17 protein-coding genes are annotated in these 21,960 nt (G+C 71.7%); 10 read left to right on the forward strand and 7 right to left on the reverse strand.

Annotated features, from left to right (window positions below; genetic code table 11):
* The first annotated feature begins 105 nt into the window (after positions 1 to 105).
* The 4 genes from glnII to ABZ906_RS15630 all read left to right on the forward strand — a co-directional run bounded on the left by glnII (position 106) and on the right by ABZ906_RS15630 (position 3,212).
* Positions 106 to 1,125 carry a glutamine synthetase gene (glnII, locus tag ABZ906_RS15615; RefSeq protein ID WP_361382219.1) on the forward strand — a complete coding sequence of 340 codons (1,020 nt, stop codon included), beginning with the start codon at positions 106 to 108 and terminating at the stop codon, positions 1,123 to 1,125.
* Positions 1,126 to 1,291: 166 nt separating this feature from the next.
* The gene (locus tag ABZ906_RS15620) at positions 1,292 to 1,414 is read left to right on the forward strand and encodes a hypothetical protein (RefSeq protein ID WP_361199114.1); all 123 of its coding nucleotides are present in this window, start codon (positions 1,292 to 1,294) and stop codon (positions 1,412 to 1,414) included.
* Between the two features lie 88 nt (positions 1,415 to 1,502).
* Complete coding sequence (locus tag ABZ906_RS15625) at positions 1,503 to 2,132, forward strand: winged helix-turn-helix domain-containing protein (RefSeq protein WP_361382222.1); 630 nt, start codon at positions 1,503 to 1,505, stop codon at positions 2,130 to 2,132.
* A gap of 84 nt (positions 2,133 to 2,216) precedes the next feature.
* Complete coding sequence (locus ABZ906_RS15630; protein ID WP_361382225.1) at positions 2,217 to 3,212, forward strand: NAD-dependent epimerase/dehydratase family protein; 996 nt, start codon at positions 2,217 to 2,219, stop codon at positions 3,210 to 3,212.
* Positions 3,213 to 3,279: 67 nt separating this feature from the next.
* Here ABZ906_RS15630 and ABZ906_RS15635 read toward each other — a convergent pair whose 3' ends face one another.
* Positions 3,280 to 5,469 (reverse strand): MMPL family transporter, encoded by a 2,190-nt coding sequence (locus ABZ906_RS15635; protein ID WP_361382228.1) that lies wholly within the window; start codon positions 5,467 to 5,469, stop codon positions 3,280 to 3,282.
* Between the two features lie 232 nt (positions 5,470 to 5,701).
* On the opposite strand from ABZ906_RS15635, the gene ABZ906_RS15640 reads away from it, so the two are divergent.
* The 3 genes from ABZ906_RS15640 (at position 5,702) to ABZ906_RS15650 (ending at position 9,215) form a co-directional block, all read left to right on the forward strand.
* Complete coding sequence (locus tag ABZ906_RS15640; protein WP_361198856.1) at positions 5,702 to 6,973, forward strand: sensor domain-containing protein; 1,272 nt, start codon at positions 5,702 to 5,704, stop codon at positions 6,971 to 6,973.
* Positions 6,958 to 7,608 carry a response regulator transcription factor gene (locus ABZ906_RS15645; RefSeq protein WP_361198853.1) on the forward strand — a complete coding sequence of 217 codons (651 nt, stop codon included), beginning with the start codon at positions 6,958 to 6,960 and terminating at the stop codon, positions 7,606 to 7,608. Before ABZ906_RS15640 ends, ABZ906_RS15645 begins: the two co-directional genes overlap by 16 nt.
* Before the next feature lie 77 nt (positions 7,609 to 7,685).
* Positions 7,686 to 9,215, forward strand: a complete 1,530-nt coding sequence (locus tag ABZ906_RS15650) for a DUF1996 domain-containing protein (protein WP_361198850.1) — start codon at positions 7,686 to 7,688, stop codon at positions 9,213 to 9,215.
* A gap of 46 nt (positions 9,216 to 9,261) precedes the next feature.
* On the opposite strand, the gene ABZ906_RS15655 is transcribed toward ABZ906_RS15650, so the two are convergent.
* A complete protein-coding gene (locus tag ABZ906_RS15655; protein ID WP_361383193.1) occupies positions 9,262 to 9,702 on the reverse strand; it encodes a hypothetical protein in 441 nt (146 codons plus the stop codon).
* A 165-nt stretch (positions 9,703 to 9,867) separates the two neighbouring features.
* Between ABZ906_RS15655 and ABZ906_RS15660 the strand changes: the two genes are divergently transcribed.
* Positions 9,868 to 12,993, forward strand: coding sequence for an alpha-N-acetylglucosaminidase (locus ABZ906_RS15660; protein ID WP_361382231.1), 3,126 nt, complete (start codon positions 9,868 to 9,870; stop codon positions 12,991 to 12,993).
* Between the two features lie 79 nt (positions 12,994 to 13,072).
* Entirely contained in the window at positions 13,073 to 14,986 is a 1,914-nt protein-coding gene (locus tag ABZ906_RS15665) for a hypothetical protein (protein ID WP_361198844.1), read from the forward strand.
* A gap of 4 nt (positions 14,987 to 14,990) precedes the next feature.
* On the opposite strand, the gene ABZ906_RS15670 is transcribed toward ABZ906_RS15665, so the two are convergent.
* The 5 genes from ABZ906_RS15670 to ABZ906_RS15690 all read right to left on the reverse strand — a co-directional run bounded on the left by ABZ906_RS15670 (position 14,991) and on the right by ABZ906_RS15690 (position 20,007).
* Positions 14,991 to 15,515 (reverse strand): GNAT family protein, encoded by a 525-nt coding sequence (locus ABZ906_RS15670; RefSeq protein WP_361382234.1) that lies wholly within the window; start codon positions 15,513 to 15,515, stop codon positions 14,991 to 14,993.
* Positions 15,512 to 16,216, reverse strand: a complete 705-nt coding sequence (locus ABZ906_RS15675; RefSeq protein WP_361382237.1) for a TetR/AcrR family transcriptional regulator — start codon at positions 16,214 to 16,216, stop codon at positions 15,512 to 15,514. Before ABZ906_RS15675 ends, ABZ906_RS15670 begins: the two co-directional genes overlap by 4 nt.
* Positions 16,217 to 16,293: 77 nt before the next feature.
* The gene (locus ABZ906_RS15680) at positions 16,294 to 17,364 is read right to left on the reverse strand and encodes a PDR/VanB family oxidoreductase (protein WP_361382240.1); all 1,071 of its coding nucleotides are present in this window, start codon (positions 17,362 to 17,364) and stop codon (positions 16,294 to 16,296) included.
* Between the two features lies 1 nt (position 17,365).
* The gene (locus ABZ906_RS15685) at positions 17,366 to 18,292 is read right to left on the reverse strand and encodes a metal-dependent hydrolase (RefSeq protein ID WP_361382243.1); all 927 of its coding nucleotides are present in this window, start codon (positions 18,290 to 18,292) and stop codon (positions 17,366 to 17,368) included.
* Between the two features lie 56 nt (positions 18,293 to 18,348).
* A complete protein-coding gene (locus ABZ906_RS15690; RefSeq protein WP_361382246.1) occupies positions 18,349 to 20,007 on the reverse strand; it encodes a fused response regulator/phosphatase in 1,659 nt (552 codons plus the stop codon).
* Between the two features lie 296 nt (positions 20,008 to 20,303).
* Between ABZ906_RS15690 and ABZ906_RS15695 the strand changes: the two genes are divergently transcribed.
* Positions 20,304 to 21,953 carry a glycoside hydrolase family 13 protein gene (locus tag ABZ906_RS15695; RefSeq protein ID WP_361382249.1) on the forward strand — a complete coding sequence of 550 codons (1,650 nt, stop codon included), beginning with the start codon at positions 20,304 to 20,306 and terminating at the stop codon, positions 21,951 to 21,953.
* Positions 21,954 to 21,960 lie beyond the last annotated feature (7 nt).

Consider the following 21,960-nt stretch of genomic DNA (forward strand, 5'->3'; position numbering starts at 1 on the left):
AGCAATGGCCGGGAAATCGCCCGTTGGCAGGCTGCGCGGCATCACCACGGCACCGCAGCACCCGCACGTTCTGCGCCGTACCGAGCGTTCAAAAGGATGGCCCCCGTGACCTTCAAGGCTGAGTACATCTGGATCGACGGCACCGAGCCGACCGCCAAGCTCCGTTCGAAGACGAAGATCATGGCCGACGGCGCGGAGCTCCCCACCTGGGGCTTCGACGGATCCAGCACCAACCAGGCCAAGGGTCACGCATCCGACCGCGTGCTCAAGCCGGTCTTCACCTGCCCCGACCCGATCCGCGGCGGCGACGACGTACTCGTGCTCTGCGAGGTCCTCAACACGGACATGACGCCGCACGAGTCCAACACCCGTGCCGCGCTCGCCGAGGTCGAGGCGCGCTTCGGCTCGCAGGAGCCGATCTTCGGCATCGAGCAGGAGTACACCTTCTTCGAGGGCGACCGCCCGCTCGGCTTCCCCGTCGGCGGCTTCCCGGCCGCGCAGGGCGGCTACTACTGCGGCGTCGGCGCGGACGAGATCTTCGGCCGTGACGTCGTCGAGGCGCACCTGGAGAACTGCCTCAAGGCGGGCCTCGGGATCTCCGGCATCAACGCCGAGGTCATGCCGGGTCAGTGGGAGTTCCAGGTCGGCCCGCTCGCGCCGCTGGAGGTCTCCGACCAGCTGTGGATCGCCCGTTGGCTGCTCTACCGCACCGCCGAGGACTTCAAGGTGTCGGCGACGCTCGACCCGAAGCCGGTGAAGGGCGACTGGAACGGCGCGGGCGCGCACACGAACTTCTCGACGAAGGCGATGCGCGAGGGCTACGCCCCGATCATCACCGCCTGCGAGTCCCTCGGTGAGGGCTCCAAGCCGATGGACCACGTCAAGAACTACGGCGCGGGCATCGACGACCGTCTGACCGGCCTGCACGAGACGGCCCCGTGGGACGAGTACAAGTACGGCGTCTCCGACCGCGGCGCGTCGGTCCGCATCCCGTGGCAGGTCGAGGTGGAGCAGAAGGGCTACATCGAGGACCGCCGCCCGAACGCGAACGTCGACCCGTACGTCGTGACGCGTCTGCTCGTCGACACCTGCTGCACCGCCCTGGAGAAGGCCGGCCAGGTCTGACCCGATGGGTTCGTACGTTCCTGAAGGGGGCGCCCGCCGAACCGGTGGGCGCCCCCTTCGGCATGGCGGCCCCGAGGGGCGAATTCACGCCAAGGGTTGGCCAAGGACCCGTATCAGCGTGCGAGAGGGAACGACCGCCGCCCCGCCCATCTGCTTCAATGGGGTCATGGGCAGCTACGGGAACATCGCGACGGGTCGTGACCACGACCTCGAGCCGTTCTGGCCTTCCCGTCAGCACCACGACTTCGACCGGGTGTGTTGCCGCGCGACGAACGCGCAGGCCCTCTAACGCCGTTCACCCGGCTTTCGCCTGACGCGCACGACGTACGTACGTCCTCGTTGACTGACGACTCCCTCGCGCGAAAGAGCTGACTTCCATGGCGAACTCCCGTTCCTTCTCTGCCTCCACCGCTTCCACCGCCGCCGCCACGGCCACCGCCACGCCGCCCGTCCACCCCGGCCGGGGGCGGCTGCGCGCCGTCGCCCCGGACGAAGTGGTGCAGATCACCGACTTCCTGCCGCCGGGCGCGACCTGGCTGCCCGCGCCCCAGCACACGCTGCCCACCCTGCCGGGCCAGCCGCCGATGATCGGCTACCTGGTCCTCGTACCGGCCGGTCAGGAGCCGCCCGTCGCCGCCGGACCCGAGCCGGTCCAGCCGGCGGCCGCACAGGGGCAGGGACAGGGGCAGGGGTACGGCAAGGAGCAGGCGTCCGCCGGGCCCGTGTGGATCGACTCCGTGCAGCGAGCCGCGCAGGTCGACGGACGGCAGCTCGACCTCACGTACCTGGAGTTCGAGCTGCTCGCGCACCTCGTCGCCCACCCGCACCGGGTGCACACCCGCGACCAGCTGGTAACCACGGTGTGGGGGTACGGACACGTGGGCGACGGGCGCACCGTCGACGTCCACGTCGCGCGGCTGCGGCGCAAGCTGGGCGCCGAGCACCGTCAGACGATCCAGACGGTGCGCCGGGTGGGCTACAAGTACGCGCCGCCGACGTCCCGCTGACCCGGAAGTTCCCCGGTGGGGCCGGGGTCTGCCGGTAGCAGAACCCGGTTCCGCCGACGGAACGCGGCGTGCAGAGTCGTCCCCATGAGACTTCTGATGCTGGGCGGTACGGAGTTCGTGGGGCGGGCGGTCACCGAGGCGGCGCTCGCGCGTGGCTGGGAGGTGACGGTCTTCCATCGCGGGCGCCACGAGGCACCCGCCGGTGCGGTGTCGCTGCTCGGTGACCGCACGGCGGACGGCGGCCTGGACGCGCTCGCCGCCTCCGACGCCGAATGGGACGTCGTCGTCGACACCTGGTCGGGAGCGCCGCGTGCCGTGCGCGACACGGCGCGGCTGCTCGCCGGGCGGGCGGGACGGTACGTCTATGTGTCGAGCGTCTCCGTGTACCGGTGGCCGATCGCGGCGGGCTCCGACGAGAACCACGCCCTCGTCGGGGGAGAGCCCGACGCGGATGCGGTGGCCTACGCCGAGGACAAGCGGGGCGGGGAGCTCGCGGCCCTCGCGGAGTTCGGGGCGGAGCGCACGGTGCTCGCCCGCGCGGGGCTGATCCTCGGTCCGTACGAGAACATCGGGCGGCTGCCGTGGTGGCTGAACCGGGTCGCCCGCGGCGGGCCCGTACTGGCGCCGGGGCCACGGGAGTTGGACCTCCAGTACATCGACGCGCGCGACCTCGCCCAGTGGGTTCTGGACGCGGCTTTCGCGGGCCTGTACGGCCCGTACAACATCGTCTCCCCCGTCGGGCACACCACGACGGAGGAGTTCCTGAAGGCGTGCGTGGCCGTGGCGGGCGCGGCCGACACGGAGCTGCGGTGGACCGACCCCTCGGTGATCGCCGAACACGGCATCGAGCCTTGGACGCAGCTGCCGGTATGGGCGCCGCCCGGCGAGATGCACGACTCCATGCACCGCACCTCGACGGAGAAGGCGGTGGCCGCGGGCCTGCGGGCACGGCCGGTGGCGGACACGATCGCGGACACATGGACGTGGCTCCAGTCGATCGGCGGCCAGGCCCCGCACCGCCCCGACCGCCCGACGGTGGGCCTGCCCCCGGAGCTGGAAGCGAAGGCGCTGGGGCGGTAACCCGAAGACGGGGCGGTGGCGGGGCTGGTGTCACCAGCCCCGCCACCGCCCCGTCAGGGGTGCGGGCCTACACCCTGCCCGAGGGAACCCGCCGGGGAGCAGGCTGCTCGGCCGCCACAGGCTCGCCGTGAGAGATGCGGGGCAGCCACGAAAGCCCGCGCGGCGTCCGCCAGTTCCGCTCCCCCAGGAGCGTCATCAGGGACGGCAGAAGGACCATCCGTACGACCGTCGCGTCCAGCAGGACCGCCACGCCCAGGCCCACGCCCATCTGCTGCATGTCCTGCATGGACAGGGTGCCGAAGACCGCGAAGACCGCCACCATGATCACGGCCGCTCCCGTCACCGCGCCCGCGGTGCGCGTGATGCCCTCGCGGATCGCCGTGCGGTTGTCCAGGCCCCGGTCCCGTGCCTCGCTGATCCGGGAGACCACGAACACGTGATAGTCCATCGACAGACCGAAGAGGACCACGAGGACGAACAGCGGCATCCAGTTCTCGATCGCCCACACCTGCTCGGAGCCGATCAGTTCCGCGCCCCAGCCGTGCTGGAAGACCGCGGTCATCACGCCATAGGCCGCGCCCACCGAGAGCAGGTTGAGGGCGATGGACGTCACCGCGATCACCACCGAGCGGAAGCTGAAGAGCATCAGCAGGAACGTCACCGCCGCGATGAAGGCGAACACCGGCACGATGCCCTTGCTGAGCTGATCGCTGAAGTCGACGGAGTCGGCGAGGTCTCCGCCGACGTAGGCCTGTGCGTCCAGGCCGTCGAAGGCGGCGGGCACCACGTCGTCCCTGAGCTCGCCGAGCGCCTTCTTCGCCTCGGCGCCACTGCCGTCACCGGGCAGCGGTACGTCGATCTCGGCCACGCCCGCGTTCTTGTGGACGGTGAGTTCGGCGCCCTTGCCCGCGTCCCGCACCACCTCGTCCAGCGCGTCGCGCATCTTCTGCGACCGGATGTCGCCGGCCTCGTCCGCCTTGACGACGATCTTGGCCGGGGCCGGGCCGCCGGGGAACTCCTTGGTGATCTCCCGGAACGACACCGAGAGCGGGGCGTCCGAGCCGAACTGCTTCTCCAGGCCGAGCGCTTCGGTCTTCATGCCGACGGCGGGCGCCGCGAGGGCGAGGAGCAAGGCCACCGAGGCGACGGCGAAGAACTTCGGCGCGGCGAGCACGGGACGGAGGATCTTGCGCGCGATGCCGCCGCTGGCGTGCGCGCCCTTCCTGTTCTTACGGTTCAGGAAGGGGATGCGCCCCGCGTTGATCCGGTCGCCGAGCGCGGAGAGCAGCGCGGGAAGGACCGTGACCGAGCCGAGCATGGCCACGCAGACCACCAGGATCGTGGCGACCGCGAAGCCCTTGAAGAGCAGCAGACCCGACAGGAACATGCCCGCCATCGCGACCATCACGGTCAGTCCGGAGACGAGCACGGCCCGCCCGCTGGTGGCCGCCGCGATCCGCAGCGCGGTCTCCGCGTCATGTCCCGCGGCCCGTTCGTCCCGCTCGCGCCGCAGATAGAACAGGCAGTAGTCGACGCCGACCGCGAGCCCCATCAGGAACATCACCGAGTACGTCGTCTCGAAGAGGTGCAGCTGGTGGCTGGCGAGCGAGAGCAGGCCGAAGGCGGCCACGCACGCGGTCAGCGCGAGCCCGACCGGAAGCAGCGCCGCGACCACGGCGCCGAAGGCGACCAGGAGGATGCCGAGCGCCAGCGGCACCGCGGTGAACTCGGCCTTGGTGAGGTCGTCCGAGAGCAGGTCGCCGAGCTGCTTCTCGGAGCTCGCGTCGCCGAACTGGTAGACGGAGATGCCCTTCCCCGCACCGTCGTCCTTGGCCTTCTGCACCGCGTCGAGCACCGGCTGGACGCGGTCGGCGGCCTCGTCGGACGCGCCCTTCATCTGGAAGCGCAGCAGCGCGTCCTTGCCGTCCTTTGACGGCAGCGGCGCCTGCATCCGGCGTGTCTCGCCGGTCGCCGTCAGCGCCTCGGAGAGGTCGCCCGCCGCGTCCCGCCAGCCGTCCGCGGTCCTGGAGCTGACCATGACGAGCTCGCCGGCGGGCTCCTCGACGCCCGCGTCGTCCAGGATCGCGGCGGCCCGGCCCGAGTCGCCGACCCCCATCTCGTCGTCGGACGCGGTGACCATGCCCGAGGCCCCGCCGATGGTCGTGGCGAGCACGACGAAGAGCAGCCAGCCGAGGATGGCCGTCTTGCGGTGGTGGGCACTCCACACACCGAGTCGTGCCGCGAGGTTTGGCCTCATGGCGTTTTCGCCCCCATAAGTAAGCGTCGGATAAGTCGTTCGATGACAGGGACAACGCTAGAAATCCGGGGCCTGCCCACCCAGCCGCCGAAGCCCCCACTGTCCGAAGCACAGGGCGAGGTACGGGGGTGTCGTCAGGTACACCCCGCGCTCGGGTGCCGAGGCCAATGACCGGCGCACGCCCCAGCGGTGAGAATGTGCTCATGCGACCGGAAGAGATGGGGATCAGAAAATGACGAGGGTCCGTGCATCCTTGATCGCGGCAGCCCGGGGGCTCTATCTGGCGATCGCCACGCTCGCGGGGTCGATCACGCTCTTCGTGCTGTCGGTCGTCTCGATCGTCCTCATCGTGATCGGCGTCGGCGTCTTCACGACCCCGCCGCTCCTGATGGCCGTACGCAAGTGGGCGGACCTGCGCCGCGCCCAGGCCGGCGCGTGGTCGGGCGTACAGATCCCGACTCCCTACCGCCCCTTCCCCTCGGACCTGCGCCGGGGCATCACCGGGCTCGTGGAGCGCAACTCCCTGCTCCTCAAGGACCCGGCGACCTGGCGGGACCTGCAGTGGCTGCTCGTCGACATGACCGCCGGCTGCGTCACGGTGATCTTCGCGCCCGCGCTGCCGCTCTACATGCTGTACGGGTACGTCCTCGCCCTCGGCGTCTGGGAGCCGATCTACGACGCGGGCGGCGGCGAGTGGTACGGCTTCATCCACGTCACCTCGCAGAGCGACGCCAACATGGCCGCCCTGCTCGGCACCGCGCTCGGCATCGTCGGCCTCTTCGCCAACCCCTCCATCGTGCGCGGCCACTTCCTCCTGGCCCGGACCCTGCTCGCACCCACCACGTCCATGCGGGAGCGCGAACTGGCCCAGCGGGTGGACCGGTTGACCGAGACCCGGCACGACGCCGTGGACTCCTCGGCCGCCGAGCTGCGCCGCATCGAGCGGGATCTGCACGACGGCGCGCAGGCCCGGCTGGTCGCGATGGGCATGGACCTCGGCACCATCGAGGCGATGATCGAGAAGAACCCGGCGAAGGCCAAGGAGATGATCGCCAAGGCCCGGCAGAACTCGGGCGAGGCGCTGACCGAGCTGCGCGACCTGGTCCGCGGCATCCACCCGCCGGTGCTCGCCGAGCGCGGCCTCGGCGACGCGGTGAGGGCCTTGGCGCTGCGGCTTCCGGTGGAGACCGAGGTGGACGTGGAGCTCGCCGGGCGCGCGGAGGAGCCGGTGGAGTCGGCCGCGTACTTCGCGGTGAGCGAGGCGCTGACGAACACCATCAAGCACGCGGGCGCGGACCGCGTCTGGGTGGACATCCACCACGCCGACGGCCATCTGCGCATCGCGGTCACCGACAACGGCAAGGGCGGCGCGTCCATGGGGGCGGGCTCCGGGCTGAGCGGGATCGAACGCCGACTCGGTACATTCGACGGCGTACTTGCCGTCAGCAGTCCCGCGGGCGGTCCGACCATGGTGACCATGGAGATCCCTTGCGAGTTGTCCTAGCCGAAGATCTCTTCCTGCTGCGTGACGGTCTGGTCCGGATGCTGGAGGCATTCGACTTCGAGATCGCCGCCGCTGTCGAGACCGGGCCCGAACTCACCAAGGCCCTGGCCGAGTTGGAGCCGGACGTCGCCGTGGTCGACGTCCGGCTCCCGCCGTCCCACACGGACGAGGGACTCCAGTGCGCGCTCGCCGCCCGGCGGGCACGGCCGGGGCTTCCGGTGCTCGTGCTCTCCCAGCACGTGGAGCAGCTGTACGCGCGCGAGCTGCTCGCCGACGGGAACGGCGGGGTCGGCTATCTCCTCAAGGACCGGGTCTTCGACGCCGACCAGTTCATCGACGCCGTACGCCGGGTCGCTTCGGGCGGCACCGCGATGGACCCGCAGGTGATCCAGCAGCTCCTGTCGCGCCGGTCGTCGGACCAGCCGCTCGGCAAGCTGACGCCCCGCGAGCGCGAGGTCCTCGAACTCATGGCGCAGGGGCGGTCGAACGCGGCGATCGCGGCGGAGCTCGTCGTGACGGAGCGGGCGATCGCCAAGCACACGTCCAACATCTTCGGGAAGCTGGACCTCTCGGTCTCGGACGACGACAACCGGCGGGTTCTTGCCGTACTCGCCTATCTGGATCAAGGACGTTGAGAAGATCGCCCGCGGGAATCCCGGGGGAATCGCGCGGGTGATTGAACGGGGCCCACTCCTGTTGCGTACGTAGTCCCATGGGACGCACACCACGACGCACATCAAGAAAACGATCAAAACTCGCCGGGCGCGCCATCGCCGCCTCGGCGGCGCTAATCCTGGGCGGCGGCGGAATGGTCGCGGTGAATGTCTACGCGAACGCCGGGGAAAGCTCCGATTCGCCGTCCGCCAGGACACAGGCCGGTGACTGGCGCGGCAGAATGGGTCTCGCGACCATCAGCTGCCCGGATGTCGGCACCCGCCTTTCGGACGTACCGGACAGCGCCCGCGAGGACGTCGACCGGCGGCTCGCGGAGCTCGACACCCAGATCACCGCCGCGTACGAGAAGTTCTCCGATGCCCGGAGCGCCGAGCAGGCCAAGGCCGTGCTCGAACCCCTCGCGGAGAAGCGGCGGCCCACCATCGAGGGCATCGGCTCCTCGATCGACCGGGCGGGCGGCAAGCCGCCGCGGGGCATGGACGGCATGGCGCCGTGCACCATGCGGGCCGACGACTCGGCCGGGCAGCAGCCCCCGCAGAACGGCGGCGACGGCGGCGACGGCCAGCAGCCTCCGCAGGACGGCGGCGGGCAGGAGCAGCCCCCCGGTGACGGAGGGGACCAGCAGCAGCCGCCGGACGGCGGCGACGGCGGGCAGCAGCCTCCGGACCAGCAGAACGGCAACGGACCCGAGGCCTCCGACTTCGTCGACATCCAGTCCGTCCAGCCCAACGTCAACCGCCCCGGCAAACAGCGCGGTGCCTCGCGCGGCACCTTCACCACGAAGTGCGGGACGAACGAGAACGGCAAGTTCAATCCGGACAATGTCATCGCCGCGCCCGGTGTGAGCAATGGCGCCCACCACATGCACGATTACATCGGAAATCAGGCCACGGACGCCTTCTCCAGCGATGAAGATCTCGCGAACGGCGACACCACGTGCCGCAATCAGGGAGACAAGTCCACCTACTACTGGCCGGTCCTGCGGCTCCAGAACGGAGAGGACGAGAACGACGTCGGCGCGGACGGCGGCGGCAAGGACCAGAATGTCGGCCAGATCCAGACGCCGACCTCGGTCACGCTGAAATTCGCCGGGAATCCGACGAGCAAGGTTGTCGCGATGCCGCGCTTCCTGCGCATCATCACCGGTGACGCCAAGTCGCTGACCAACGGCGACGCGAACGCCAACGCCTCCTGGAGCTGCACCGGCTTCGAGGACCGGCAGCTGAAGGACAAGTACCCGATCTGCCCCGAGGGCAGCCAGGTCGTGCGGACGTTCAACTTCCAGAGCTGCTGGGACGGCCAGAACACCGACAGCGCCAATCACCGCACGCACGTGGCCTTCGCCGACGAGCGGAGCGGCGCCTGCCCGCAGGGCTTCAAGGCCATTCCGCAGCTGGTGCAGCGCATCGTGTACGACGTGCCGCCGGGTCCGGGATTCGCCGTCGACTCGTTCCCCGAGCAGCTGCACAAGCCGATCACCGACCACGGAGACTTCATCAACGTCTTCGACGAGAAGCTGATGAACCGCATGGCCAAATGCATCAACGGAAACAAGCGCTGCACCTGAGCCGAGCCGGCCCAGTGCGCAGGCTTGACCCCCTACTGCTGCGCGGTCAGCTCGTGTGGTGACCGGAGTGGCCCGAATGCCCCGGGCCTCCGTCCTCGTGATCCCCACCACCGCTACTCCCCGAGTGGTGCGAGGACTTCTCCACCGTCCCGCCGAGCCGGCCGCGCAGCCGCATGACCACGTTCTCCTCGCCGACCGCGATCCACTTCTTGCCGATGAGGTACGTGCCGCCGTAATCGGCCGCCTCGTCGAACCATTCGGCCTGGCCACGGGCATTTGTAAAGGTTACTAGGACGTAGCGGCGGGCACCTTTGTCACAGGTGGCCTGCCGCAGTTCGGCCGCGTCCGTCTGGATGTCGGGCTTGCACCGCGCCTTGGCCGCCAGCTGCTCAAGGCTGCCGCTCGCCGTGTCCGGCGGCGCGTCGTCGCCGTCCGAGCCGCACGCCACGAGCATCATCAGCAGTCCCGCACCCATGCCCGACAGCATGCGCCCGCGCATGCCCTTCTTCGCGCCCCCAAGCGTCTTCCGCGCTGCCTTCATCGTCCCTCCAGTCCCGTCAGGCGAGCCGAACTCGCCATCTCCGTATGCACCGTTGAGCGCTGGACGCCGCACGGATACCGTGCGCCGCACCATCAGACCCAGGGGGTACACATGTCCGATCCGTCTCGACGTTCCGTGCTCGGCACCGCCGGGGCCATCGGCCTCGGTGCCGCCGTCGGCGGTGTGACGGTTCCCGCCCACGCCGCCGAGGGGCCCGTCCGGGACCCCGCCCACGCCTTCGATACGGATTCCGCGCGCTCAGCACTCAACAGACTCCTGCCGCATCACGCGGAACAGTTCCGGCTCAGACTCGTCCCCGCGAAGGGCGGCACGGACCGTTTCCGGGTTTCGGGCGCGACCGGGCGCATCGAGGTGACCGGGACGACGCCCGCCGTGCTGCTCACCGGGGTCCACTGGTATCTGAAGTACGTCTGCGGGGCCCACATCGCCTGGAACGGCGACCAGCTGGACCTGCCGCGCAGACTGCCCGCCCCCTCGCGCCCCCTGGAGCGGTCCACCGCGCTCCCCCACCGGTTCGCCCTGAACGACACGAACGACGGGTACACCGCGCCGCACGCCGACTGGGCGTACTGGGAACGCATGATCGACGTACTCGCCCTGCACGGCTGCAACGAGGTTCTGGTGATCGCCGGTGCGGAGGCCGTCTACCACCGGGTGCTCCAGGACTTCGGCTACAGCGACGCCGAGGCGCGCGCGTGGCTGCCCGCCCCCTCGCACCAGGCGTGGTGGCTGCTCCAGAACCTCTCGGGGTACGGGGGGCCGCTGTCGCCCGAAGTCATCGCGGACCGGGCCGGACTCGGCCGCAGAATCGTCGACCGGCTGCGCTCGCTTGGCATGGCGCCGGTGCTCCCCGGCTACTACGGGCACGTGCCCGACGGGTTCGTGGCCCGCAACGGCGGGGACGCGCGGGTGATCCCGCAGGGCACCTGGCACGGGTTCAAGCGGCCCGACTGGCTCGACCCCCGTACCGCGTCCTTCGGGAAGGTCGCCGCCTCCTTCTACCGGCACCAGGAGCAGCTCTTCGGGGCGGCCGACAACTTCAAGATGGACCTGCTTCACGAGGGCGGCACCGCCGGGGACGTCCCGGTGCCCGACGCGGCGCGCGGCGTCGAGAAGGCCCTGCGGAAGTCCCGCCCCGGCGCGACCTGGGTGATCCTGGGCTGGGAGGCCAATCCGCTGCCCGAGCTCCTCGACGCGATCGACCGGCGCCGCATGCTGATCGTGGACGGCGTCTCCGACCGGTTCACGAGCGTCACCGACCGCGAGAAGGACTGGGGCGGCACACCGTACGCGTTCGGCACCATCCCGAACTTCGGCGGCCGTACGACGATCGGCGCCAGGGCCCACATCTGGAACGAGAAGTTCTTCGCCTGGCGGGACAAGAACGACAGCGCGCTCGTCGGGACGGCGTTCATGCCGGAGGCCACGGACCGCGACCCGGCCGCCTTCGAGCTCTTCTCCGAGCTGGCCTGGACGAAGGAGAAGCCCGACCTGAAGGCCTGGTTCGACGGGTACGCGGACTTCCGCTACGGCGCACGCGACACCGACGCCCGGCGCGCCTGGCGGGCCCTGCACGACACCGCCTACCGGCACACCGCCGTCGAGCGCAGCGACCCGCACGACTCCCTGTTCGCCGCCCGTCCGGACCTGGCGGCCAACCGCGCCGCCGAGTACGCGCCGCGCGCCCTGACCTACGACCCCGGCCGCTTCGACGCCGCGCTCTCCGGCCTCATCGGGGTCGGCGGTGCGCTGCGGGGCAGCGCCGCCTACCGGTACGACGTGGTGGACGTGGCCCGGCAGGCGCTCGCCCACCGGAGCCGGCAGCTGCTGCCGCAGCTCCGGACCGCGTACGGGCGAAAGGACGCCGGCACCTTCAAGGCGCTGTCCACCCTGTGGCTGAGGCTGATGCGCCTCGCGGACGAGTTGACGGCGACCAACTCGGCCTTCCTGCTCGGCCCTTGGGTCGAATCGGCCCGCAGGATGGGCACGAACGACGCCGAGCGCGCCGAGTTCGAGCGGACCGCCAAGGTCCTGATCACGGTGTGGGGCGGCCGGTCGACCTCCGAGGGCGGCAAGCTGCACGAGTACGGGAACCGCGAGTGGTCGGGCCTGATGGCCGACTTCTACGTCCCGCGCTGGCAGAAGTGGCTCGACGAGCTTGCCGACGCCCTCGCGGCGGGGCGCGCGCCGCGTGAGGTGGACTGGTTCGCGGTGGAGGAGCCGTGGACCCGCGAGCGCAAGGACTATCCCCTGCGGGGCATCGGCGACGCGTACCGCACCGCCTCACGGGTGCGGGACGTGCTGGCCCGCGCTCCCTACCAGGGGTCCCTCGAAGTCGTCGCCGATCCGCCGTCGCTGCCGCCCGGCGGCCACGCGCGCGTCGAGGCCGTCTTCCGCAACGTCAACGGCCTGCGGGCCACGGGCCGCGTCGACTTCAAGCTGACCGGGATCGACGCGGACCCCTCGGGCCCGACGTCCCTGCCCCGGGTCGCCGCGGCGGGCACGGGCAAGGTGGCATGGCGGGCGAACGCGCCGGGCACACCCCTCGACCAGCCGCTGCGGCCGCTGCCGTACGAGATCGAGGTGCGCTACGGCCCCGCGGGCGAGCGGCGGGTGACGGCCGTCCACGAGGGCGTGCTCTACGAGGCGGGTCCGGTGAGCGCCGGCTGGAAGAAGTACACCAACAACGCTGCCGTGTTCGGGGAGTTGGAGGGCCGCTATGCCATCAACGGCGCGGGCGCGGACCTGTGGAAGGGCACGACGGAGTTCGGCACGCTGTACCGCGACGGCGCGCTGCGCAGCGGTGTGTCGGTGACGGTCCGGGTCGACGCCCAGGCGGCCACCGGGCCGTGGGCCAGAGCGGGCATCATCGCGCGCAACGCGATGGGGACGCCGGGATCACCGGGCATCGTCGACCTCGCGGTCACACCGGCGAACGGGGTGGTCCTGTCGTACGACACGAACGGCGACGGCACGCTGGACACCTACAAGCGCATCACCGGCATCAAGGCACCGGTGCTGCTCCGCCTCGGTCGGCAGGGCGACGTCCTGACCGGGTCGTGCTCGACGGACGGCGGGGCCACTTGGCGGACAGTGGCGGGCGTGACCGTGCCGGGGGCAGCGGCGGCGCAGGACGTGGGGCTCTTCATGAGCGCGACCAACGGCGGCGACGGAACGCGCGGAACCGTGGAGTTCAGCGACTGGAAGGTCGGCTGAGACAGGAGGACCGGCCGCCGGGGAGGGGTGACGGGTCACCGGGAGGTGACCATCCGAGGATTCGCTCGTTTTGCTGAACGTGTCGTCGAATGTGAAGTCCCCCTCCCCGCCCCAGGATCTTTCCGGCGTCGTCGACGTCGAGCAGGCCGAGGCCGCCCTCGTCGAGCACTACCCGCGTCTGGTGCGGCTGGCCTATCTGGTCCTGCCGCCCAGCCTCGGGCGCAACCGCAGAGTCCTGACCGCCCACGCGCTGACCCAGCGTGCGCTGCCGCGCAGCCGCAGGTCGGGCGAGGGCGAGGCCATTCCGGTGCAGCGTTCGGAGGAAGGGGGCGGGCGTGGCGCCGACCCCGGTTACGCGTATGTGCGCCAGCGTGTGGTGCGCACCGCGCTGGACGCGGGGCTCCCGCTGCGGCGGACCGCCCTGCCCAAGCGTGCGCAGTTGCCGCCGCTGCTGCCGCAGGTGTGGGGGCTCAGGCTCTTCCCGCGGTCGGGGGGCGCCGATGAACTCGCCCTGGACCAGCGGCTCTCGGCGCTGTCCGGGCCCGCTCGCGCCGCGTACGTGCTGCGCGGCCTGGAGCGGCTCGCCGACGGTGACGTACGCAAGGTGCTCGACGCGGCCGGGGTCGATCAGCCGGGCGCCGCGCTTGCCGAGGCGGACGGCGTGGAGGCCGCGTACGACCTGCTGAGGTCCCCCGAGTTCGACCCCTGCTCGCTCCAGGCGCGGCCCACCGATCTGATGCGCCGCAGGCAGCACATGAAGGCCGCGGCCGTCGCGGTCGCCGCCGCCCTGGTGTGCGGGGCGCTCCTGGGTCTTCCCGGCGACGGGTGGGGCCCCGACGGGGCCGCGGCGCCCGCGTACGCGCAGAACCCCGCCGCGCAGGCCGCGCTCGATCCGGGGCAGCTGACGAAGGTGTCGGCCGGGGCATGGAAACGTTCCGCCCGCGCCGACTTCTCCACGTGGCCCGCCAGGGGCGCGCTCACCGGCGACCAGGCCCTGCTGCGGCGTGCCCTGGCCGTCTGGGCGAGGCCCGGCGAGTCGGTCCAGGTCTCCGCGACGACCGGCACGCCGGCGGGTGCGCCCGCCGGGCCCGCGCAACTCCTCTTCGCCGGTGAGGTCGACGCGGCCCGGGTCGTGCTCCTCTACGACGGGCTGCGCGTCGTGCGGTACGCCGAGCCCAAGGACGGCACCAGCGGAGCCGCCCTGGACTTCGCGCGCGTGGACGGTGCGACCAGCGCCGAGGCGAGCGCCCTGGTGGTGAGCCGCGTCGACGGCAACGTGCGGTATCTGACGGCGCCCTGGGTGAGCGGTGTCGGCGTACGCGATCTGCTGAAGCCCGCGGCGAGCGCCGATGCCGTCAAGCGGGACGGCGAGGGGGTCACCGAGCCGATGGCCAGTCCGGCGCAGGCCCGCGCGTGCTCCTCGTGGAACGCGCTGCAGCTGCGGGACGACAAGGGCGTGAACCGCCTCTCCACCGACCTCGGCGAACTCGTCCCCGCGCATCTCACCGCGGGCCGCCCGCAGGCCCCTCGCGAGGCCACCGCCGCGAACTGGTCCTCGACGGCCTGCTCGCTCGGCGACGCCCGCTCGAAGGGCGTGCGCTCCGTGAACTCCTGGCAGTACGCGCGCCAGGCGCTGCCCGAGGCGAACGGCGCGGCGACCTGGCTCTGCACCCGCGCCGACACCTGGCGGGGCGCCGGAGGCCGGGCCCTCGCGCAGTTCCAGGCGGGGGGCGCGGCGGCCGTCGCGGCCAAGGCGGAGGACTCCGCGGCGTGCGGTGCGCGGGAGCCCTCGGTGCTCGCGGGCGTGCGGTGGAAGTCCCGTGCCGGGAACTGGTACCTGCTCGGCGCCGGCAGCAACGACGTCGTCGCGGTCAAGGCCGCCGGAGGGTCGCGGACTACCGGCAACACCGTGGCCGCACCCCTGGAGCGCGGCGCACGCGCCGGCCTGACCGGCCGACTCGCCGACGGCTCGAAGGTATCGACCCTGCGCTGAGCCGTCAGGCGTCGGACGGGAGCAGGTCCCGCAGATCCTTCTCCAGGAGCGTCACGCCGTACGTGCTCCCGTCCGCCGCCACCTTCCCGGGCAGCTCCCCCACGACCGTGTAACCCGCAGCCTCGTAGTACTCCCGCAGGCGCGGGTTGGCCGACACGCAGTCGAGGCGGCAGCGCTCGCGGCCCGCCTCCGCTATGCGCCGCTCGGCGCGCGCCAGCATCGCGCGGCCCGTCCCCGCCGGAGCGCCGCGCCGCGTCATCAGGCGGTGCACATACCCGGCGACGGGCGGCTGTTCGCCCCAGGCGGGCTCGTCCGCCCACCACACCTCGTACGCCCCGGTGACCATCGCGCCGTCGTACGCGAGCCACACCTCGTCCTCGTCCGATGTGATCCGCCCGCGGAAGTGCTCCGCGCCCTTCTCGCCCGGCTTCCACTGGTCGATGCCCCGGGCCCGCATCCAGTGCGCGGCACCGTCGTAGAGGGCGACGAGGGTGGGGATGTCTTCTTCGTCGGCGAGGCGGTGGGTCAACTGCTCTGCTCCTGCGGTGCCAGTGCGATCAGGCGGGTGATCAGTTCCGTGAACGGGCCTTCCGGGGGTTCCGCGGCGAGGATGCGGCGCAGGATCGCCGCCATCTCCTCGTCGTGGGCCGCGCTCACCGCGGCGAGCGCCGCGAAGTCGTGGACCAGTTGGATTTCGAGTTCGGCGCGCGGGATGCGGCGTCCGTCGAGCCAGATGAGTGCCGTGGACTCGGCGAGCGAGATCCAGGAGCGGATCACGAGTTCGAGCCTGGCGGGCGGGTCGGTGATGCCCAGGTGCGAAAGGATCTGGACGTACGCCGCCTGCCGCACCGAATCGATCAGCGCGTTGGTCGTGGAGGAGCCGACCGCGGGGCCGCCGCGCATCAAGGCGGAGAAGCCGGGGCCGTGACCGTCCACGAAGTCCAGGAAGCGGCCCATCACCCGCAGCAGGCGCGCGCCGAGCGGACCTTCCCGGGGTTCCACGAAGCGGTCGGCCAGATCGTCGGCCGCGCGCTGCAACGCGGCTTCGTACAGGCTGAGTTTGCCAGGGAAGTAGTGGTAGACCAGCGGGCGCGAGATCCCCGCGGCCGCTGCTATCTCGTCGATGGACACGTCGTCGGGCGAGCGGTGGCTGAACAGGTCGAGCGCGACCCCGATCAACTGCTGCCGCCGCTCCTCGACACCCATTCTGCGGCGCACCCCGGTAGTCATGCGAACACCTTACCGAGCAGATCCGGCCGTCCAAGGGGCTGGTCCGCTCCAACCGTTCACATCTCCCGTCCCGTTTCTCACATGTCCAGGACGATTCGGTCACCGCTCGCCCTCGACACGCAGATCAGCATCGAATCGGCGCGCTCGGCGTCCGTGAGCAGTTCGTCCCGGTGGTCGATCTCCCCTTCCAGGACGCGCTGTTGGCAGGTTCCGCAGAATCCCTGCTCGCAGGAGTACGCGGTATCGGGCAGCTCCGCGCGCACCGCGGAGAGGACCGTGGTGTCGGCGGGCACGGTGAGGGTCCGTTTGCTGCGGCGCAGTTCCACCTCGAAGGTGCCGTTGCCGTCCGCGGAGGTGTGCGGCGAGAAACGCTCCAGGTGCAGTGCGGCGCCCGCGGGCAGCGTCGCCGCCACCGCCTCCATCAGGCCCTCGGGCCCGCAGACCTGGACGGCGGCGGAGGGGGCGAGGTCCGCGAGGAAGGCGGCCAGGTCCGGTCGGCCGCCCTCGTCCTCCGCGACGACCGTGAGCCGCCCCGCCGTCGTGCCCGCCAGCTTCTCCACGTCCTCCAGGAACGGCATCGAGGCCCGGGAGCGCCCCCCGTACAGCAGCCGCCACTCGCGGCCCGCGGCCTCGGCCGCCCGCAGCATGGGCAGGATCGGGGTGATGCCGATGCCGCCCGCCACGAAGACGTACGACTCGGCGTCGGCCAGCGGGAAGCGGTTGCGCGGGCCGCGCACCTCGACCTCCGTCCCCTCCCGGAGCTGCTCGTGCACCTCGCGAGAGCCGCCGCGGCCGCCCTGCTCGGCGCCGATCAGCCGGGTGGCGACGGTGTACGACGAGGTGTCCTCCGGGTCGCCGCACAGCGAGTACTGGCGGACGAGACCCGAGGGCAGGACCAGGTCCAGGTGGGCGCCCGGCTCCCAGGCGGGCAAGTGGTCGCCCTCCAGGCGCAGTTGTACGACTCCGTCGGCGACCGTCTCGTGCCGGGTGACGACCAGGCGCAGCGCGCGGGAGCGCGGGCGGCCCGACACCGGCTCCTCCAGGGCGGGCAGCGGCCACAGCGGGGACGCGTCGATGCGGCGCCGCATGGCCCGCTTGGCGAGCAGGGCGGCGCCGGTGACGAGCAGGACGGTGCGGATGCGGGGCATGTCAGCGCGCTCCCTTCGGCAGTGATTCCGTCGCGGTTTCGGCGGCGGTGGCCGCCGGTGACGAGGCGAGGTAGGCGACGGCCTGGGCGGTGCTGCCCTCGTGAGAGGGGTGGTAGGCGCGGCTCAGATAGCGGGGGATGGAGCGGAGCATGTCCGGAGTGGTGGGCAGCGTGCCCTTCTTGCCGCCCTGGTAGAAGTCCTTGAACGACGCCTTGCCGCCGATCAGGGTCGGGTCGTTCTCCATGAAGAAGCGCGCGCCGCGCTGCCAGAGGAAGACCAGGGCGGAGAAGGCCGTGGCCCAGGTGCGGGCGCGGCGGCGGTAGCTGCCGTCGACGTGCATGAAGAGCTCGAAGGCGACGGAGCGGTGCTCGACCTCTTCCGCGCCGTGCCAGCGCAGCAGGTCGAGCATCGTCGGGTCGGCGCCCCTGCGGTCGAGTTCGTCGGCGTTCAGGACCCAGTTGCCGAGGAAGGCGGTGTAGTGCTCGATGGCGGCGATCAGCGCGACGCGCTCCATCAGCCACCACTTGCGGGCCTTGCCGGGCGGCAGCGTCCGGTCGCCGAGCATCTTCTCGAAGAGCCAGTCGACCTGGGCGGTGTAGGGCGTGGGGTCGAGGCCCTGCTCCTTGAGGTGCGGCAGGACCTCGTCGTGGGCCTGCGCGTGCATGGCTTCCTGGCCGATAAAGCCGATCACGTCCTCGCGGAGCCGGTCGTCACGGATGTACGGCAGGACCTGCTTGTACACGTGGACGAACCAGCGCTCGCCCGCCGGGAGCAGCAGGTGCAGCACGTTGATCGTGTGCGTGGCGAAGGGGTCGCCCGGCACCCAGTGCAGCGGGGTGTCTTCCCAGGAGAAGGAGACTTTGCGTGCCTTGAGCGGTATGTGCTCGGACGCGACGGGCCTCGGCTCCCGGCTCTGCGTATTAGACATGGCGTCAATGTACTGACGGGTAGGCCCGTGGGTACAGGTGCGTGCGACGGTTTCTTTCAGACCGTCCCGGCGCCGGTGCGGCGCAGCGCGAGCAGTGCGATGTCGTCCTCGCGCGCACTTCCGAAGCAGGTGAGGAGCGTGTCGCAGAGGGCGGCGACGCCTCTCGGCGCCCCCGCGGCCGCGAGCCGCAGTTGCTCCATCGACACCGCCAGATCCGTGCCGCGCGTCTCGATGAGCCCGTCCGTCACCATCAGCAGGCGGTCGGTGCACGCGAGGACCACCTCGCTCGGCTCCGGCCGGTCGAGGCCGAGCCCCATCAGCGGCCCGCACGCGTCGACGTACGCGGCCGTGCCCTCGTCGCGCACCACGAGCGGCGGGATGTGGCCCGCGTTGGCGATCCGGGTGCGTCCGGTGGCCGGATCGACCAGGCTCAGGCACATCGTGGCCGTCACGCCGGGGTGATAGTGCTGGAGCATCCGGTCGAGGCGCAGCGCGAGCACACCGGGATCGGGGTCCTCGACGCAGTACGCGCGCAGGGCGTGCCGGATCTCGACCATCACCGTGGCCGCCTCCAGGGAGTGCCCCACGACATCACCGATGCCGGTCAGGACACCGGCCGGGGTGGGAAGCGCCGCGTAGAAGTCCCCGCCGATCTCGGCCTGGCTCGACGCCGGCTCATAGCGGACGACGACATGCGTGCCGGGCAGCTCCGGCAACTGCGCGGGCAGGAAGCTGCGTTGCAGGGTCAGCGCGATGTGGCGCTCCTCCTCGTACCGCAGGAGGGGTTCGGCGGCGAGCGCGGTGGCGTGGGCGAGCCGCTCGACGAGGTGCCCCGTCTCGTCCGAGGGGCCTGCCTCCTGCACGGGTGTCGCGAGGCACACCAGCGTGCGCCCGTCGCGCAGCCGGGCCAGGACAAGCCCGGCCTCCTCCGGCAACCCGTCGCACCACGGCCCGGCGGCCCCCACCGGGCGGAAGAAGCCGCCGGGCCACAGCGGGGCAGGTACGACGGTGTAGCGCACGCCCGAACGCCCCGACATGACGCGCCGCATCAGCCGGGCCACCGCCTCGTGCGCGGCGGCGTCGGGCAGCGTGGAGGCGGCTCTGCGCCGGGAGAGCCCCCGGTGGATCTCGCCGTCCTCGCCGAGCACGAACACCGTCGCGGGACCGCCGGTCAGCCGTGCCGTACCGGTGGCCGCCGCGTCGGCCAGCTCGCCGAGGCAGCGCGCCGACTGCACGTCCAGAATCGTCCCCGCGAGCATCGCGAGCCGCCCGACGCGCAGTTGGGCGTCGCTGCGGCAGCGGCCCCCGCGCACGGCGGCCCGGACGACCGCCTGGATCTCCTCCGGTTCGGCGGGCACCGTCAGATAGGACTCGCCTCCCGCGTCGAGCCCCCGGCACCGGTCGGCGGGCGGGCGGGCCGCCGCCGAGAAGTGCACGACGGGCAGGGCGGCGATGGGCGGCAGCTGCTTCATGCGGCGGCACAGCTCATAGCCGCTCATGTCCGGCAGGCCCACGTCGACGAGCGCCACGTCCGGGAGGTCGCCCGCCCGCATCCGTACGTCGAGTTCGATCAGGGCCTCGGCCGCGCTCGCGGCGAGCAGGACGCGATGGCCGTCCCTGCGCAGGACCGCGCTCAGCGCGTACCTGCTGGCCGGTACGTCGTCGACCACCAGGACCGTACTGACCGTATTCACTGCCTTGCCCTTGACGCTCACGCGGGACTGCCCCTCGGCGCGGAACGAGGCAGGCCGACTCGTGCCTGCCTCCTCAAGTTAGCGCTCCGGCGCGCGCCTCGGGGGAAGTCCGCGGCAGCGCGACCCGGTCCGGTGGAGGTCGTCGAACTCTCCGCTCGCGCGGACTCCTTGACGGTAGGATCAACCGCTTTGGCCCCGATGAGCTGCGGCGCGTACCCGACGCGCCCGCGCGCTCCGCCCGCACGGAACGTCGTGACCTTCACCTTCCGCGGGGCGTTCAACGGAGTGCCGCACATCCCGTACTACTGAGGGACTTCATGACCCAGCACGTCACCGCCGCCCTTCCCGCCGACGCCCCGGCCGACGACTCCGCGCGCCGCGAGTGGTGGCGCGACGCCGTCATCTACCAGGTGTATCCCCGCAGCTTCGCCGACGGGAACGGCGACGGCATGGGCGATCTGCCCGGCATCACGGCCCGCCTGCCCCATCTGAAGCGGCTCGGCGTGGACGCCGTCTGGTTCTCCCCCTTCTACGCGTCCCCGCAGGCCGACGCCGGGTACGACGTGGCCGACTACCGCGCGGTCGACCCCATGTTCGGGACCCTGTCGGACGCCGCCGAACTCGTACGGCAGGCGCATGTGCTCGACCTCAGGGTGATCGTCGACGTGGTGCCCAACCACTGCTCGGACCAGCACGAGTGGTTCAGGCAGGCGCTGCGCGCGGGGCCGGGGTCGCCGCCGCGCGAACGCTTCCACTTCAGGAGCGGGAAGGGCGAGAGCGGTCAACTGCCGCCCAATGACTGGGAGTCCGTCTTCGGCGGCCCGGCCTGGACCCGGGTCGAGGACGGCGAGTGGTACCTCCACCTCTTCGCGCCCGAGCAGCCCGACTTCAACTGGGACCACCCGGCGGTGCACGAGGAGTTCCGCTCCATCCTGCGCTTCTGGCTCGACCTCGGCGTGGACGGCTTCCGCATCGACGTGGCCCACGGCCTGGTCAAGGCGGCGGGGCTGCCCGACATCGGCCACGAGGAACAGGTGAAGCTCCTCGGCAAGCAGGCCGTGCCCTACTTCGACCAGGACGGCGTGCACGAGATCTACCGCAGCTGGCGGCGGATCCTCCGGGAGTACCCGGGCGAGCGGATCGCCGTCGCCGAGGCGTGGACGCCGACGGTGGAGCGCAGCGCGCGCTACCTGCGCCCCGACGAGCTGCACCAGGCCTTCAACTTCGAGTATCTGACGACCGGTTGGGACGCGGCCGGGCTGCGCGACGTCATCGACCGCTCGCTGACGGCGATGAACGCCGTGGAGGCGCCCGCGACCTGGGTCCTCTCCAACCACGACGTCGTGCGCCACGCCACCCGCTTCGCCGACGGCGACGCCGCGCGCGGTCTGCGCCGGGCGAAGGCCGCCACGCTTCTGATGCTGGCGCTGCCCGGCTCCGCGTACATCTACCAGGGCGAGGAGCTGGGCCTGCCCGAGGTGACCGAGCTGCCCGACGAGGTGCGCCAGGACCCGGCGTTCTTCCGCGGCACGGGGCAGGACGGGAAGCGCGACGGGTGCCGGGTGCCGATGCCGTGGTCGGGGCAGCGGGCGCCGTTCGGCTTCGGACCGGTCGAGGGCGGCCCCAGCTGGCTGCCGCAGCCCGCGGGGTGGAAGGGCCTGACGGCCGAGGCGCAGGACGGCGACCCCGCGTCCACCCTGGAGCTCTACCGCGGCGCGCTCGCCGTGCGCCGCGCGCACCCGGCGCTCGGCGCGGGCCGTGCCGTGGAGTGGCTCGACTCCCCCGAGGGCGTGCTGGCCTTCCGCCGCACCTCGCCGCGGGGCACGTTCGTCTGCACGGTGAACCTCTCCGCCGTGCCCATCACCGTCTCCACCCCCGGCGCCGTCCTCCTGTCCAGCGCGGACGTGACGCCCCGCGCCGCGGGGACGAAGCTCCCGGCAGATTCAACGGTCTGGTGGGCAGCCTGAGATGTGA

Source organism: Streptomyces sp. NPDC046925 (genome assembly GCF_040644915.1).
Lineage (GTDB): Bacteria > Actinomycetota > Actinomycetes > Streptomycetales > Streptomycetaceae > Streptomyces.